This window comes from Roseimaritima sediminicola, from assembly GCF_009618275.1.
GTDB classification, from domain to species: domain Bacteria; phylum Planctomycetota; class Planctomycetia; order Pirellulales; family Pirellulaceae; genus Roseimaritima; species Roseimaritima sediminicola.
This window is the reverse complement of sequence record NZ_WIAD01000035.1, coordinates 1-14,957: the sequence shown is the minus strand read 5'-3', so window position 1 is coordinate 14,957 and position 14,957 is coordinate 1. Positions and strand designations below refer to the sequence as shown.

Here is a 14,957-nt window from a genome sequence, read left to right as displayed (position 1 = left end):
GTCGGGCGGAATGATTGCGCCTAGAGCTCCAGCGTCACCAGCAGGTCGCCGGCTTCGACTTGGCTGCCGCGGTCGACGCTGATCTTGCTGACCTTGCCGTCGCTCGGGCAGGTGATCGTGGTTTCCATCTTCATCGCTTCGAGCACCATCAGCTTCTGGCCGGCTTTGACCCGGTCGCCAACCTCGACCGCGACGTTGATCACCATCCCCGGCATCGTCGCGCCGACCTGGCCGGGATCCGATGCGTCGGCTTTGACCGCGGCTTTCTTCTCGGGCTCCAGCGAACGGTCTTCGATCGTCACCTCACGCGGTTGACCATTGAGTTCGAAGAACACGGTGCGGGTGCCGTCGGGATGCGGCTGGCCGGTGGCCAGGTACTTGATGATCAGCGTCTTGCCGCTTTCGATCTCCACGGCGATTTCTTCACCGGGCTCCTGGCCGTAGAAGAAGTTCGGCGTCGGCAAGCAGTCGACCTTGCCGTACTTCTGCAGGTGTTCGGCGTAATCGCTGAACACCTTCTCGTACAGCAGGTAGGACGAGGCGTCACGGCGAGTCGCGGTTCCGCCGAGCAGTTCGCCGGCCTTCTTTTCAGCCGCGTCGAGGTCCGCCGGCGGTAGGCTCTTGCCCGGCCGCTCCGAGAGCGCGGTCTCGCCCTGCAGCACGGCCGCCTTGATCTTCTCGGGGAAACCGCCGACGGGCTGGCCCATCCGGCCGGCTACGAGGTCGACCACCGAAGCCGGGAAGGCGATCTGTTTGCTGCCGCCCAGGACATCCTCGGCGGTCAACTCATTCTGCACCATGAACAGCGCCATGTCGCCGACGGCTTTACTGGTCGGCGTGACCTTGACGATGTCGCCGAGTAATTCGTTGACCGTCGCGTAGGTCTTGCAGACTTCGGCCCAGCGGTCGGCCAGGCCCAGGGCACGGGCTTGCTGGAACAGGTTGGTGTACTGTCCGCCGGGCATTTCGTGTTCGTACAAATCACCGGTGGCGGGCAGGACCTGGCTTTCAAACGGCAGGTAGAATTCGCGGGCCGCTTGCCAGTACGTCGCCAGACTCGTCAGCGCTTCGGTTTCCAGAGCGCTCTCGTGTTCGGTATTCCGCAGGGCTTCGACCAGGGTGTTGAGGTTGACCTGCGAGGTGCCGCCGGAGAGCGGTGCCAGGGCGGCGTCGGCGATGTCCAAGCCTTCGCCGGCGGCGGCCAGGATCGAAGCGGCTTGCGTGCCGCCGGTGTCGTGGGTGTGGAAATGGATCGGCAGCCCGACCTCTTCGCGCAGAGCCTTCAGCAGCATGCGGGCCGCGTTGGGTTTACACAGTCCGGCCATGTCCTTGATGGCCAGGATCTGAGCGCCCATGTTTTCCAGTTCCTTGGCCATCTGGACGTAGTACTTCAGGTCGTACTTGGTCCGCCGCGGGTCCTGCAGGTCGCCGGTGTAACAGATCACCGCTTCGCAGATCTTGCCCGACTCGAGCACCGCGTCCATGGCGACGCGCATGTTCGGCACCCAGTTGAGGGCATCGAAGACGCGGAACACGTCCATCCCCGCCTCGGCGGCTTCCTGGACGAACAGCTGGACGACGTTGTCGGGGTAATTGGTGTAACCGACCGCGTTGCTGGCTCGCAGCAGCATCTGAAACAGGATGTTGGGAATGCGTTCGCGCAAGTCCGCCAGCCGCTGCCAGGGACTCTCCTTCAAGAACCGCATGCTGGTGTCGAAGGTGGCTCCGCCCCACATCTCCAGCGAGAACAGCTGCGGCGCGAGCCGCGCGTAGGCCGGGGCGATCTGCAACATGTCGTAGGTTCGCACCCGCGTGGCCAGCAGGGACTGGTGGGCGTCGCGCATCGTGGTGTCGGTGAACAGCAGGCCCTGGCTGTCGTCGATCCACTTCCTCAGGCCTTCCATGCCGCCGGCGAGAAACGCCGTGCGGCTGCCGTCGGGAATCGGGCCTTCGACGTCGGGGACCGGAGCCGGTTGACGGCGGGTGGCCACGGGGCGTCCTTCGACCAGCGGATTACCGTTGACGATCTGCTCGGCCAAATAGGTCAGCACCTTGGTCGCGCGGTCACGACGCTTGGGCAACTGGACCAGCTCCGGCGTCTGGTCGATCAAACGCGTGGTCGCTTCGCCCGCGAGGAAGGTCGGGTGATTGACCAGGCGGCTGAGGAAGGGAATGTTCGTTTTGACGCCACGGATACGGAATTCTTGAAGGACGCGGTCCATCCGCCGCGACGCTTCGGGCAGGGTCCGGCCGCGAGCGGTCACTTTGACGAGCATCGAATCGTAGAACGGATTGACCACCGCTCCGGAGAACGCGCTGCCGGCGTCCAGTCGGATGCCCAGGCCGGCAGCCGAGCGGTAGTGGCTGATCCGTCCGTAGTCCGGCCGGAACTCGTTCTCGGGGTCTTCGGTCGTCACCCGGCACTGCATCGCAAAGCCGGTAGTTCGAATCTCGTCCTGCGGCGGCAGGCCGACCTCCGGGGCGTCCAGGGGATGACCTTGCGCGACCAGGATTTGCGAGCGAACGATGTCGATCCCGGTGACCTCTTCGGTCACGGTGTGTTCGACCTGGATCCGCGGATTGACTTCGATGAAGAAGAAATCCTGGGCGTCGACGTCGTACAAGAACTCCACCGTCCCCGCGTTCTCGTAGCCCACCTGGCGGCCGATCTTCAGGGCCGCTTCGCACAGCCGGTCGCGGACCTCGGGAGCCAGATTCGGTGCCGGAGCCAGTTCGACGACTTTTTGGTGACGGCGCTGGACGCTGCAGTCCCGTTCGTACAGGTGCAGCAGGTTGCCGTGCCGGTCGCCCAACAGCTGGACTTCCAAGTGCCGTGCTCGCTGGACAAACCGCTCGACGAATACTTCGTCGCTGCCGAAGGCCGTCAGCGCTTCCCGCTGGGCCTGCTCGAATTGGCCGGCCAGCTCCTCGGGTTTCTGGACCACCCGCATGCCTCGGCCACCGCCTCCCTTGGCGGCTTTGAGGATCACCGGATAACCCAACCGCTCGGCGACTTCCAACGCCTCGTCGGTGCTTTTCAAGGCCGTATTGGTTCCGCCCAGCACAGCCACGCCGGCCTGTTCGGCGATCTCGCGGGCGGCCATCTTGTCGCCCAGCACGTTCAGCGAGTTGACGCTGGGACCGACGAACAGAATGCCGGCCTCTTCCAGAGCCGAGGCAAAGTCCGGATTCTCCGAGAGAAACCCGTATCCCGGATGCACCGCGTCAATATCGTGCTCCTGGCACAACCGCACGATTTCGGGAATGTTCAGATACGAGCGGATCGGCTCGCCCGGTTTACCGATCTGGTAGGCCTGGTCGGCCTTGAAGCGGTGCAGCGCGTAGCGATCTTCATGGGAATAGATCGCGACGGTACGAATCCCCAGTTCCGTGGCGCTGCGAAAAACACGAGTCGCGATCTCACTGCGGTTGGCAGCCAACAATCGTTTGATGGGACGAACGGTCATGGAGATGATGCGGCGGTAGGGAGGGAGGAACGGGCCTGTGGAATGAAGCCAGGAATTTAACGCACAGCAAGCCGCCGCTGTAGACCCGGTCGCCAAAGCGCAGCCGTTCCCCTCCGCCGGGTGCCCGCAAAACCCATGCGATCCACACCATCGAAGCGATCCGCAAAGTAGCTCGGCTGTCCCAGCCGAGAGAGAGAGTAGCTCGGCTGTCCCAGCCGGGAGATGCGTTCATTCACAGGCTGGAAGCCTATGCCACTGTTCACAGGCTGGAAGCCTATGCCACTGTTCACAGGCTGGAAGCCTATGCCACTGGGCTCACAGGCTGGAAGCCTATGCCACTGTTCACAGGCTGGAAGCCTATGCCACTGTTCACAGGCTGGAAGCCTATGCCACTGGGGGGCTGCCTCAGCCGGCTTTGTCCAGCAGGCCGCCGCCGTGGGAGCGGGTGGGCCCGCGGCCATAGGTTTCGGTGCGTTCGGTACCGGGCAACATCAACCGCAGGAAGTGGCTGGTCGTGTCGGCCAAGTGGTACTGGCAGACGAACAGCGAAAGAGCGGCTTCGCGCACCTGGTCCATCTGTTGACCGATCGCTTCGCAGCGCTCCAGTAGATGCGTCGCCGCAGCCTGATGATCGGCCCGCTGAGCGACCTGGCGGAGCGCCTGCCGCAGCGAGTAGCACTCCGGCGGCGCGGCGGAATGATCGAGCAGTTCCCGCCGCCGTTCGATCGCCGCTTCCAGCTCGCCGAGTCCGATCTGTAGAGCCGCGGTGGCTTCGGGCAACGCGGCGAACGCCCCGTCGCGGGTCAGCGAACGAGCGGTCTGCACCGTCGCGTCCAACTCCTCCGACGTGGCTTCCAAGTGATCGAGGTATTCCGAAAGGTCATCCAGCCAAGGCTGCATGGTGGTTATCCTGCGCGACGAAGGGTAAACAGTTCGAACATCGGGTCGGCGATCGTGTCGGCCGAAGCTTCGGTGATGTCCTCGACCATGATCTGGTCGAGTTGTTGTTGAAAGATTTTTTCGGTCTGGCCGCCGTGCATGTAAGCGGGCTGGTCGACCGTCTTTCGCATCGAGGACAGCATCTGGCCGAACAGCGTCTGGCCGACGAACTGCTGGAACGACTCGCGCAGCGCGTCGCCCTCGCCACTGGGTTCCTGGGCCGACGGCACCGGCGGCAAAGCCGATCCGGGCGCACTGCCGGAGGAATGGGGCAGGGCCGCAGACCCGTAGGCCAGCGGATGATTGGAGCGGAGTTCCATGATGGGCTGTCCTTATTGAAAGATGACTTCGCCGTAAAGATCGCCCTTCAGCTTCAACGTCTTGATAATGGCGATCAGGTCGTCGGTCGGAACGTCCAGGGCGTTCAACGCATCGGCCAGGTTTTTGAGTTTGACGTTCGCCACTCGCGGAGCCTGGGGGTCCAGCGGCATCGTGGCGTCGAGCTCGACGAAGCTTTCCCGAGCGACCGCTTCGATTCGCAAACCGCGATGCGAGATCAGTACCGGAGCGATCTCGACGTCTTCTCCGATCACGACCACGCCATCGCGTTCGTTGATCACCACGCGAGTGGAATTCTTGGGCAACTGGATCGGAATGTTCAGGATCAGCGAAATAAATTTGATCGGGTTGCGCTGATAGATTTCGGGGATCGGCACTTCGATGTGGGATTGTCCGATCGCTCGGGCTCGCAGAGCGCGCTGCGACGGATCGGCCCCCGCACCTTCCAGACCGATCGTGATTTCACCCAGGTTGTTGATCTCGTCCTCGATTCGCTGGGCGGTATCAAAGTCGGCGAAGTCGGAATGGATGATCAGGGTGATCTTGCCATCGGCATGGAAGCCCGTGTTGACGGTGGCTTCCATCTTGCCGCCGTTTTGAATCGTCGCGGTGGTCGGCGTTTCTTCCGGGGAAAGCTGCAAGGGCCCTTCGGCCAGGCCGTACACCTGCGGGTTGTCGCTGCGAGGACCGAGCAGCGGTGTCAGCATCAGGTAGCCGCCTTCCAAACTTTTGGCGCCGATCGCGTTGACGCGAATGTTCAGCCGGTCGCCCTGCTGGGCACCGGTCGGCGGGATCTGGGCGGAGACAAAGACCAGGGCCACGTTCTTGGCGTCTTCGACATCCGACAAGTCCAATTGGCCCGCGGTGTCGCGCGCCATCTGGCCACCCATCAACTGCATCATCCGGGCCAATGCCCGAGCCGTGGGCCGGGCGTCCGGATCGCCGGTGCCTTTCAGGCCGACCACCAATCCCAGACCTTGCAGGGTGTTGCCTTCCTGGCCCTTCAGGCGGCAGATGTCGCCCAGCATCATCCCGCCGGCGCCGGCCTGGCCGCTGCACACCGCCAGCGCGGCCAAGAAGACGCACCAGCGCAGCAGCGATGATCCCGCCGTCGCCGTCCAGCGAATCGGCAAGGCGGTGGCCGATGGCGAAAATGTCAGAAATAGCAATCGGGTCGAGAACATCAAAACGGTTGGAACTCCTCGAACAGACGCTGCAGCCAACCGCGACGGTAACCGTCGCGAAGTCGCCCGCGTTCGTCTTTGCGGATTTCGGCGTCCAGTAGGTCTTTGCTCAGCAGGACATTGTCGGGACCGATATCCGCCGCCCGGCAGGTGCCGATCAACGAGGTTTCGAAGACATTGTTGTTCACCCAAATCCGCTTGCTGGCCTCCAGCACCAGGTTGCCATTGGGGCGGATGTCGACGACCTCGGCGGCGATATTAAACGACAACGACTCCCGCGATTCGATCGATGCGTCGGCCCGGTACAAACTGTTCAGCGAACCGGCCACGGCGGGATCACCGTCGGGCTGCGGTGCCGGTTTGAGGGCCCCGCCGGTCAACTGTACCCAGTCTTCCAGGATGATGTCGTACAGCGAGTTCTTGCGGTTCTCGGCAGAGCCTTCGGCACGCATCCGCGCGATCTCGTCGACGCGGATCGTGACGATGTCGTGCAGTTGGTATTGGCGCAGCGGCGCCGGCGGCACGTACGTCCAGCTGGCCTGGGCGAGCCCACTCGCCGGAGCGACTTGTTGCCGGTACGCGGCCGCGGCGGGCGGCGAATCGAGGGGCAGCGCACCGTTGGGAAGCGGCTCGGCGGCCGGCCGGCCGGGCATGGGGCCCGTCTGGGGACGTTGATGAAACAAGCTGCTTTCCTGGCCCCTGACCGCCGGGCTGGAGGCCGACAGCAGGCAGAGCATCGCGGCCGCGGTCGCGAGCTCGCGCAGTGGGATTCGCTGGGTCAGTTGGTCTTCAAACATCATCGGGACCGCTCCGCGACAACCTGGGGAGGACGGGTAAGGATCTCGACCGCGCCGGGGGCGGCCACGCGGGCCAACAAGCGGCGTCGCGGCTGGTCGGTTTCGACTTGAATCAACTCGCCTTGGGCACCGTCTTGCAGGGCTCGCGCGGCGGTGCGAACCACGACGCCACCACCGATCACGCTCAGCTCGACTAGGTCGCTGCGGCGGACCAGCGTGGGCGGACCCACGTCGCCCAGGCGAACCGGGCGATCGCGATGCAGGGCGCTCTTCACTTCCTGACCGACCAGGACTTCGGGGTCGGTGACCAGGCCGGTCATGTCGGCGCCAGTTGGCAGCGATTGCCAGTGCAGGTCGGAGGCGGAGACCAGGTCGCCACGGCGGAGGCTGCGGCGGGCGACGACCACGCGGGGCCCGTCCACAGCCGCGACCGGAGCAGCCGCGGCGGTCCTTGCGGGATCCGCGACCGGGGTCGACGCGCTGGTCGGGATCACCTTGAAGGCCCGCTGGGGTTCAGGGGCCCGAGGGGGCGCGCTGCTAGGGCGAGATGTGTTGCTGGTGTCCGTGCTCGTGCTCGTGCTCGTGCTCGTGCTCGTGCTCGTGCTCGTGCTCGTGCTCGTACTCGTACTCGTGCTCGTACTCGGTGCGGAGGCGGCTCGGTACTCGACCGCAATTAATTCCGGTCCCGACCACAGGGCGTGGGTGTCGCCGGTCAAGCGTCGCGAGAGCGCTTCGGCGATGCGTTGTCGCTCGAGCGTCAATCCGCGTCCGTCCGGCGGGACCAAAGCCACGACCAACCGCGAGAGCCCCTGCCACTGAGGCGATACCCGGCCGACCGGTTTGACGACATCGCCCAGCCGGACCACGGTCGTGTCGACCGTGACGCGTCCGAGCGACTGGAGGTTCCAGTGCGTTGGCTGTTGTGCCGAGGCGGAGCTCGTCAGGCAGCACAGCAACAGGAGCAGAACGCGGGGCGAAGGCATGTGGGCGAGGTCCACGGGGTTGCGGAAGAATAAAACGGTGACGGCGAACGGCAGGCCGGCCGGCGAGGCGGGCGAGGCGGGCGAAGCGAGCGAGGCGAGCGCTAGAATCGTCGGAGGTTCGAGATCGTTTGCATCATCTGGTCTCCGGCCTGCACCGCTTGGCTGTTCAATTCAAAGGCTCGCTGGGTGGTGATCAAATCGATCAGTTCCTGAACCGGTTCGACGTTACTGGCTTCGAGGTTCCCTTGGCGCAGTACGCCGGTGCCCTGTTCGCCGGGATTGGCCAGGATCGGTTGGCCCGAGGCATCGGTTTGCTGATACATGTTTTCGCCCACCTTCAGCAGGCCGTCGGGATTGACGAACTGTGACAGTTGCAGCTGGCCCAGTTGCGACAGTTCGACTTCGCCGGGCAGCCGAGCCATCACCACGCCATTGGGATTGATGACCAGGTTGATGGCGTCCTGAGGCACCTGGATCGGAGGGTCGACCAGGCGGCCGGTTTGAGCCGACCCCAGGACCAGTTGTCCGTTGGCGTTGATGTCCAGGTTGCCGGCCCGGGTGTACATCGTGCTCTGCGTGCTGGGATCGATCACCGGCAGATAGCCTTTGCCCTGGATCGCGATATCCAGTTCGCGGCCGGTCTGTTTCAGCGTACCCTGGCGTTGATCGGTTTGGGTGCTGGTGACGCGCACGCCCAGGCCCACCTGGGTGCCCACGGCGGTGGGGTTTTGGTTGGCATCGAGCGCGCCGGGATAGACCTCGGCGCGGTACAGCAGGTCTTCAAAATTCGCGCGATCTTTCTTGAAACCGGTGGTGTTGATGTTGGCCAGGTTGTTGGCGATGACGTCCAACTTGGTCTCCATCGCTTCCATACCGGTCGCGGCGGTGTACAGCGTTTGCACGCTCATAAGGTATTCCTCAAAAAGATCTATCGCTGCAACAGACGCGTGGTCAATTGTCCCAGCATGTGGTCCTGGTTCTGGATCATCTTGACGTTGGCTTCGTAGCCTCTGGAGGCTTCGATCAATTCCATCATGGCGCGGGTCGGTTGGACGCCGGACTGTTCCAGGAACCCGCTGACTACGGGACGCTGGGCGGGGCCGGCAAGATCAAAATCGGCCATCGGTTTGAATTGATTACCGCCCAGGTGTGCCAGGTCGCCCAGCGATTTGGGCCGCGCGATCAGCAGGGATTGCTGTTGGGCGCCTTGCGCGATGTGGCCGCCATCGAGCACTCGATAGGGCAGGTTCGGATCGATGCGGATCGGTCGACCGCCCGGTCCCAAGACGGCTTGGCCGGTCTGGGTGGTCAGATTGCCTTGATCGTCGAACAAAAAGTTTCCGGCTCGCGTCAGCACCTGGTCTTCGCCGTCCTGGACCACGAAGAACGCGCCGGGATCGTTGATGGCGAAGTCGGTTTGGTTGCCGGTTTGACGGATCGGACCCACGTCGAACTGGGTCTGCGCGGCCTGAACCGTCACGCCGCCGCCCACATCATCGGCCCCGCCGAGGCCGGCGGGCACCTGGCCCGCTTCGATCATTTCGGCAAAGCGAGCCTGGAGGACGGCCTGTTGCGGACGGTAACCCGGGGTTTCCACGTTGGCCAAATTATTGCTCAATACCTGCAGGCGATGGTTTTGCGCATTGGCACCCGCTGCGGAAACGTAAACACCGTAGGGCATGACGGACCTCGTCGAGAAACGGTTCCCCCCGATTTCGACCAACCTCTCCTTATCACTCCCGAGCACGGCGGAGCAAGAGCAGATGCCAGTGGTGACCACCGTTTCTCCGGCCAAATTGAACCTGTACCTGGAACTGCTCGGGCGCCGCCCCGATGGGTTCCATGAACTGGAAACCGTGATGGTCGCCGTCGACCGCTGCGACCACGTCCGGGTCACGACTCAGGACGATTCTGCGGTCCGCGTTGTCGCCCGCTGGCTGCCCGGCCGAGCCGTCTGGCAGCAGCGGCTGGGTGGCTGTGCGGCGGACATGCTACAGATTCCGCAGGACGCATCGAATTTGGTGGTCCGGGCGGCGGAGCGGATGCGAGAGGTGTACGGACTGTCGGGCGGGTGGCAGATCCGGCTGGATAAATCCATTCCGGCCGGGGCGGGAATGGGCGGGGCCAGCAGCAACGCCGCGTCCGTGCTCCGCTGCGTCGCTCGGCTGCACGATATTCCGCTGGATGATCGACGACTTTGGGAAATCGGCGGCGAGCTGGGCAGCGACGTTCCCTTCTTTCTGGGACTGCCGGGGGCGCCGTCGCGTGCCGCGTTGGCCACCGGACGAGGGGAACGCCTGCAGCCGGTCGCTCTCGACGCGGCACCGGTTTTCGTGGTGGCGTTTCCCCCCCAGTCGCTGTCCACCGCGGCCGTTTACGCAGCTTGCCAAGTACCCGCCACGCCGCGAACCAGCCGGGCTCTGACCCGGGCCATGGCGGCCGGGGACACCGCGGCGATGGCCGCCGGATCCTTCAATCGCCTGGCCGAACCGGCGCGGCGGCTGTCTCCGTGGATCGACCGCCTGCTCGGTGCGATGCGGCGAGCGGATTTGAACGGATGTCAATTAACCGGAAGCGGTTCGGCTTGTTTTGCCGCCGCCCGGTCTCGGCGGCACGCTCTTCGCAGTGTTCGCCACTTGGCCGCCGAAGGATTTGAAGTTTCATTTATTGTTTCCCCATTGTCGCTGCCAACTCCGTTACAGTAACGGAAGTTGCGAGTTCAAACGGCACCGATTGTCAGCAACCGGTTAGGGAGGGTCGGAGAGTGGAAATCACTGAAGTACGCATCAAGCTTATGGAGGACTCGGAGGACCGCCTGCGGGCGTTCTGTTCGATCACCTTCGATCACTGTTTTGTGGTCCGAGATCTGAAGATCATCGATGGCGCCAACGGACCTTTTGTGGCCATGCCCAGCCGCAAGTTGACCAGCCACTGCTTTCGCTGTGGGTACAAGAACCATCTTCGCGCGGCCTACTGCAACCAGTGCGGGGCCAAGTTCCGGCGGGATCAGGGGGGCGATTACGATTCGCCGCAGAAGCTGTACGCGGACGTTGCTCACCCGATCAACAGCGAATGCCGCGAGCAGATCCAGCAGGCGGTGATCGAGGAGCTCGAGGCGGAGCTGAAGCGGGCGGGCCAGCCCGGATACCGCTCGCGCTACGACGACGAATTCGAAGACGGCAACGTCGCCGAGCCCGACGAGCCGACCAGCAAGGCGACGCCTCCCAAGCCGCACTTTCAAAACGAACGACGCGATTCCGGGGCTCCGGCCAAGGGAGACGACGAGGACAGCTTCGGCGCCGGGATTCTGTAGGCCGTCACGGCTCGGAGAGCCGTGCTACTTTTTTCGACTGGACACCCCTGCGGCGGCTTTAGCCGTCGATTTTGCCCTGTGGGCAGCGGAGGTCGAAGAGGCCGAAGATTTCGTCGCGGGTCAGCCCGCCGCCGCTGCGCGGTGAGCCGGTTTCGGCGAAGATGGCTTCGAACAGTTCACGCTTTTCATCCAGTACCCGAGCGATCCTTTCCTCGATCGTGTTCATCGCCAACATCCGAGTGATCGTCACGGCACCTTTGACACCGATCCGATGCGCGCGGTTGATGGCTTGGTCTTCGATGGCCGGATTCCACCAGCGGTCGAACAGAAAGACGTAGCGGCAGAACTGTAGATTCAGGCCCACGCTGCCGGCTCCGTAACTCATCAGGATGACTTTGCAGTCCGGATCGTTCTTGAAGCGGTCGATCACGCCGTCGCGTTTGGAGTGCGGGACGCGGCCGTGGTATTCCAGCGGTCCAAACGGGGCCAGGGCCGAGCGCATCTTTTCGATGCTGCTGACCCACTGGCTGAAGACGATCGCCTTCTGGCCGCTGGCCGCCACCTCTTCCATGTCGGCGACCAGCCGTTCCAGTTTGGCGCTGCTGCCGGTGGCCGGGTCGAAGTTGCAGATCTGTTTCAGCCGCAGCACCAATTCGAACACGTGCTGGATGGTCAGGTCCGCGTCCATCTCCTCCAGCCGCACGACGCCTTCGTTTTCGGCCTTTTCGTAACTGGCCCACTGCTGGGGCGTCAGTTCCAGTTCGGCATCACGACTCAGCCGCGGCGGCATGTCGGTCATCACCAGATCTTTGGTCCGTCGCAGGATGTAATCGCGCGTGGCTTTGCCCAGCGACGCCGCTTTCATGTCGCGGTTCAGATAGCCCGGTGAGAGGAATTCAAAGATGCCCACCAGATCGTCCTGGCTGTTCTCCACCGGCGTGCCGGTCAGGGCCCAGGATCGCGTGCGTGAGATCGAACGCACGATCTGGCTGGTCGTACTGCTCTGGTTCTTGATCCGCTGGGCCTCGTCCAGGGTGACCAGGTCGAAGTGGACGTCGTCGCCCAGCACGATGTCGCGGTCGCGCATCAACAGTTCGTAGTTGGCCACTTTGACGGGCACCTCGCCGCTGCGCCACTGCCAGGCCCGTTTGGCTGCGTTACCCTCGATGGCCGCGATCGGAATCTCCGGCGCCCAGACACTGAATTCCCGCAGCCAATTGGTGACCAGCGGTTTCGGGCAGATCAACAGGATGTTGCGGCACTCGCCGCTGCACAGCAGCATCCGAATCGTGCTGATGGCCTGCATCGTTTTACCCAGCCCCATCTCGTCGGCCAGCACGGCGGCATAGCGCGGGAAGAGGAACGCGATCCCGTCCATCTGGTAGGGAAAGGGTTTGAACGGAAAGTTCAATTGGCCGCTGCCGACCAATTGTTCCAGCGGCGGCTGCAGCAGGTAGTACAGGCGGTCCTGCAATTTGACGACGTCGGCCGGCGGTTTGATCCGCGTCAGTTTCGCGCCCTCGGCGTCGTCCACGCTGCGTTTGCGCTTGGCCTTCTTCTTTTTGCGAGCGGCGCTAGCGTCGGCGGCCGCAGCGTCGTCGTCCTGTTTCTTGGCCGGCAACTGCCAGGCGGGGGATTCCGGGAACTGAAACCCGGTGGTGCGCACGGCCAATTTCTTCAGCCGGATCGGGATCGAGCGGAAACGGACCGTTTCGGCGTCCAGGGTGGCGAACCGATTCGGGACCAGGTCCTGATCGGCAAACCACGATGGCCCCAGCTGTACCGATACGGCACCCAGGTGGGGCGCAGCCTCATCGGCGGGCGAGGGCGCAAGGGGCGTAGCCCCCGCCGCCGGGGATTGGACCGGCGGCAGCGAAGGTTGTCGCAGGGGGATAATCATCGACTAGGCGGCTCGGGCGACTTGTTGCTGGGCTTCCTGGATCGCTTCACGAATCCGGCTGAACGGTTCCATCAGGTCCGGCAGTTCGTCAAATCTCTCGGCCAGTTCGCGGACGGCCGCCGCCCGCTCCATCGCCACCAGGCATTCGGCCTCGGCGATCAGCACCGATTCGTAGCCCGGCAGCGAATCGCTGGTCACCGGTCCTTCTTCGCCTTCGGCCGCGCGGGCCACGAGCCCGATCGGCGCCGGCAAACTGGCATCGAGATGCAGGGCTTCGGGTTGGTCGCAGCAGATCAGCAGCGGCCGCACGCGGGCTTTGGGCAACAGCGCCGTGCCGACCGCTTCACCGATGATGTGCTCGCGCAGCGTGGGTCCGAACAGGATCTCGTGCGCACGGCTCGGGCGGACCGGCAGCGTGCAGTGAAATTCCAGCGGGCGGCCCGCACTGTTGAGCATCAGGTAGCCGCCTGTCCATCCCGCACGTTCACAGTGTTGGACGGTGTAAAACCCGATGGCGTCCGGCGTCGCAGCCATAAAACTCCCTTGCAAACCAGACTGGTACGGTCAACAGATACACCTTTCGGTCTGTCGGTCACCCGGACTTTAACGGCCCTGGGCGGACGGTGCGGATTGTTCCGAGACGAGGGAAAATTCCGAAAACGACGAAAAAATCGTTGATTTCGGTTATCGATGCCTGCAATTCTGAAGGGCCGAGCCAGATGCTCGACATTCCAAAATCCTGGTGGTTATACTCGTCAGCAATTCGCGTCCTCGATCTCGTCAGGAATGCTCTCATCATGTCGCAAGACCCCGGTAATGTTTCTCCCGTTTTCCGCATCGACGTTTCCGCTGAAAACAGCAATCCCGTCGAAGGGGATGGCGAAGCCACCACGATGGCGCTGTTGCGTCAGTTGGCGGTCGGCCAACAGCAGACCAATCGCCTGCTGGAAGAACTGGTGCAGCAGACGGTGGCCATGCACAAGCAACGGTCCAACGAACTGCAACAGTGGAAGGATGCCAATCCGGAACTGACGCGTTCCTGTCGCCGAGCGGCCGAAACGCTCAGCCGCGTGCAGACCCAGTTCCTGGAAAACATGACCGAAGAGATCCTCGACAACCAAGAGAATCTGGTCGAAGGCGAGTTTCTGATGAACGAATTCGTCGACCGCTTCGGGCCTCGCCTGGCCCACCTTAACGGTGTCCTGCAGGTGTTGGCGCAACTGGGCAGCGGTGTGCCGGTAGAAAACTGATCGTCCGGGCGGTGCCGGCTCCCCCCGATACCGCTCTTGCCTTTCGAGTGATGGTTCAAAAGATCCCATGCCCAGCGTGCTGCTAACCGCTTTTGAACCCTACGACCACTGGCAGGAAAACAGCAGCTGGCTGGCGCTGGTCGAACTGACCCGCTGGCTGGAGGATACCCAGCACATCACCACGCGGCGCTATCCGGTCAGCCTGCCCGGGGTGCGAAAGCGGCTGGCCGAGGACTTGCGGGGCAATTACGACCTGGTCCTGCATCTAGGCCAGGCCCCCGGCGCCACCCATATTCTGCTGGAAGCCGTCGGCTTAAACGTCCACGCCAACGGCCAACCCCTGATCGACGACGCGCCCACCGCTTACCGCTCGGCGTTGCCCCTGACGCAGTGGCGCGAGCAACTGTGCGAAGCCGGCATCCCGGCGCAGGTTTCCCAGCACGCGGGAACCTATCTGTGCAACGCCACGCTGTTCCTCAGCCAACACCTGATCGCCCAGCGGCAGATGGCCAGCCAGGTCGCGTTCGTGCACCTGCCGCTGACGCCGGCCCAAGCCGCTCGCGAACCGAGCATGCGGGCTTCGATGAGCACCCCGCTGGTGGCCGCCGCGATCGCCGCCATGCTGCAGACCCAGGCCGTGGCATAGGCTTCCAGCCTGTGAAACCAGTGGCATAGGCTTCCAGCCTATGAAAACCAGTGGCATAGGCTTCCAGCCTGTGAAACCAGTGGCATAGGCTTCCAGCCTATGAAAACCAGTGGCATAGGCTTCCAGCCTGTGAAAAGTA

14 protein-coding genes are annotated in these 14,957 nt (G+C 63.5%); 4 read left to right on the top strand and 10 right to left on the bottom strand.

Annotation, left to right across the window (positions count from 1 at the left end; genetic code table 11):
• Positions 1 to 20 precede the first annotated feature (20 nt).
• From GE027_RS15905 to GE027_RS15870, 8 genes are all read right to left on the bottom strand, one after another.
• The gene (locus GE027_RS15905; protein ID WP_153558201.1) at positions 21 to 3,467 is read right to left on the bottom strand and encodes a pyruvate carboxylase; all 3,447 of its coding nucleotides are present in this window, start codon (positions 3,465 to 3,467) and stop codon (positions 21 to 23) included.
• 405 nt (positions 3,468 to 3,872) lie between these two features.
• On the bottom strand, positions 3,873 to 4,367 hold the full coding sequence (locus GE027_RS15900; protein ID WP_153558200.1) for a hypothetical protein: 495 nt from the start codon (positions 4,365 to 4,367) through the stop codon (positions 3,873 to 3,875).
• Between the two features lie 5 nt (positions 4,368 to 4,372).
• Positions 4,373 to 4,726, bottom strand: a complete 354-nt coding sequence (locus GE027_RS15895) for a rod-binding protein (RefSeq protein ID WP_153558199.1) — start codon at positions 4,724 to 4,726, stop codon at positions 4,373 to 4,375.
• Positions 4,727 to 4,738: 12 nt separating this feature from the next.
• Entirely contained in the window at positions 4,739 to 5,929 is a 1,191-nt protein-coding gene (locus GE027_RS15890; RefSeq protein WP_153558198.1) for a flagellar basal body P-ring protein FlgI, read from the bottom strand.
• Positions 5,929 to 6,729 carry a flagellar basal body L-ring protein FlgH gene (locus GE027_RS15885; protein WP_202617436.1) on the bottom strand — a complete coding sequence of 267 codons (801 nt, stop codon included), beginning with the start codon at positions 6,727 to 6,729 and terminating at the stop codon, positions 5,929 to 5,931. The genes GE027_RS15890 and GE027_RS15885 overlap by 1 nt, the downstream gene beginning before the upstream one ends.
• Positions 6,726 to 7,709 carry a flagellar basal body P-ring formation chaperone FlgA gene (gene flgA / locus GE027_RS15880; protein WP_153558197.1) on the bottom strand — a complete coding sequence of 328 codons (984 nt, stop codon included), beginning with the start codon at positions 7,707 to 7,709 and terminating at the stop codon, positions 6,726 to 6,728. Before flgA ends, GE027_RS15885 begins: the two co-directional genes overlap by 4 nt.
• Positions 7,710 to 7,810: 101 nt before the next feature.
• On the bottom strand, positions 7,811 to 8,617 hold the full coding sequence (flgG, locus tag GE027_RS15875) for a flagellar basal-body rod protein FlgG (RefSeq protein ID WP_153558196.1): 807 nt from the start codon (positions 8,615 to 8,617) through the stop codon (positions 7,811 to 7,813).
• 20 nt (positions 8,618 to 8,637) lie between these two features.
• Entirely contained in the window at positions 8,638 to 9,390 is a 753-nt protein-coding gene (locus tag GE027_RS15870) for a flagellar hook-basal body protein (RefSeq protein ID WP_153558195.1), read from the bottom strand.
• Positions 9,391 to 9,472: 82 nt separating this feature from the next.
• On the opposite strand from GE027_RS15870, the gene GE027_RS15865 reads away from it, so the two are divergent.
• The gene (locus GE027_RS15865) at positions 9,473 to 10,414 is read left to right on the top strand and encodes a 4-(cytidine 5'-diphospho)-2-C-methyl-D-erythritol kinase (RefSeq protein WP_162006762.1); all 942 of its coding nucleotides are present in this window, start codon (positions 9,473 to 9,475) and stop codon (positions 10,412 to 10,414) included.
• Positions 10,415 to 10,473: 59 nt separating this feature from the next.
• Positions 10,474 to 11,022, top strand: a complete 549-nt coding sequence (locus GE027_RS15860) for a SpoVG family protein (RefSeq protein ID WP_153558193.1) — start codon at positions 10,474 to 10,476, stop codon at positions 11,020 to 11,022.
• 58 nt (positions 11,023 to 11,080) lie between these two features.
• On the opposite strand, the gene GE027_RS15855 is transcribed toward GE027_RS15860, so the two are convergent.
• Both GE027_RS15855 and GE027_RS15850 read right to left on the bottom strand, forming a co-directional pair.
• A complete protein-coding gene (locus GE027_RS15855; RefSeq protein ID WP_153558192.1) occupies positions 11,081 to 12,922 on the bottom strand; it encodes a DEAD/DEAH box helicase in 1,842 nt (613 codons plus the stop codon).
• 3 nt (positions 12,923 to 12,925) lie between these two features.
• On the bottom strand, positions 12,926 to 13,456 hold the full coding sequence (locus GE027_RS15850) for a hypothetical protein (RefSeq protein ID WP_153558191.1): 531 nt from the start codon (positions 13,454 to 13,456) through the stop codon (positions 12,926 to 12,928).
• A 263-nt stretch (positions 13,457 to 13,719) separates the two neighbouring features.
• Here GE027_RS15850 and GE027_RS15845 point away from each other — a divergent pair, with 263 nt between their 5' ends.
• Positions 13,720 to 14,172 (top strand): hypothetical protein, encoded by a 453-nt coding sequence (locus GE027_RS15845; protein WP_153558190.1) that lies wholly within the window; start codon positions 13,720 to 13,722, stop codon positions 14,170 to 14,172.
• Positions 14,173 to 14,239: 67 nt separating this feature from the next.
• Positions 14,240 to 14,818 carry a pyroglutamyl-peptidase I gene (locus GE027_RS15840; protein WP_153558189.1) on the top strand — a complete coding sequence of 193 codons (579 nt, stop codon included), beginning with the start codon at positions 14,240 to 14,242 and terminating at the stop codon, positions 14,816 to 14,818.
• The last annotated feature ends 139 nt before the right edge of the window (positions 14,819 to 14,957 follow it).

Excerpts from the sequence above, each read along its gene's own strand:
- GE027_RS15855 (WP_153558192.1), bottom strand. The coding sequence starts at position 12,922 with ATGATTATCCCCCTGCGACAACCTTCGCTGCCGCCGGTCCAATCCCCG.
- GE027_RS15850 (WP_153558191.1), bottom strand. The coding sequence starts at position 13,456 with ATGGCTGCGACGCCGGACGCCATCGGGTTTTACACCGTCCAACACTGT.
- GE027_RS15895 (WP_153558199.1), bottom strand. The coding sequence starts at position 4,726 with ATGGAACTCCGCTCCAATCATCCGCTGGCCTACGGGTCTGCGGCCCTG.
- flgA (WP_153558197.1), bottom strand. The coding sequence starts at position 7,709 with ATGCCTTCGCCCCGCGTTCTGCTCCTGTTGCTGTGCTGCCTGACGAGC.
- flgG (WP_153558196.1), bottom strand. The coding sequence starts at position 8,617 with ATGAGCGTGCAAACGCTGTACACCGCCGCGACCGGTATGGAAGCGATG.
- GE027_RS15845 (WP_153558190.1), top strand. The coding sequence starts at position 13,720 with ATGTCGCAAGACCCCGGTAATGTTTCTCCCGTTTTCCGCATCGACGTT.
- GE027_RS15885 (WP_202617436.1), bottom strand. The coding sequence starts at position 6,729 with ATGATGTTTGAAGACCAACTGACCCAGCGAATCCCACTGCGCGAGCTC.
- GE027_RS15870 (WP_153558195.1), bottom strand. The coding sequence starts at position 9,390 with ATGCCCTACGGTGTTTACGTTTCCGCAGCGGGTGCCAATGCGCAAAAC.
- GE027_RS15865 (WP_162006762.1), top strand. The coding sequence starts at position 9,473 with ATGCCAGTGGTGACCACCGTTTCTCCGGCCAAATTGAACCTGTACCTG.
- GE027_RS15905 (WP_153558201.1), bottom strand. The coding sequence starts at position 3,467 with ATGACCGTTCGTCCCATCAAACGATTGTTGGCTGCCAACCGCAGTGAG.
- GE027_RS15840 (WP_153558189.1), top strand. The coding sequence starts at position 14,240 with ATGCCCAGCGTGCTGCTAACCGCTTTTGAACCCTACGACCACTGGCAG.
- GE027_RS15900 (WP_153558200.1), bottom strand. The coding sequence starts at position 4,367 with ATGCAGCCTTGGCTGGATGACCTTTCGGAATACCTCGATCACTTGGAA.
- GE027_RS15890 (WP_153558198.1), bottom strand. The coding sequence starts at position 5,929 with ATGTTCTCGACCCGATTGCTATTTCTGACATTTTCGCCATCGGCCACC.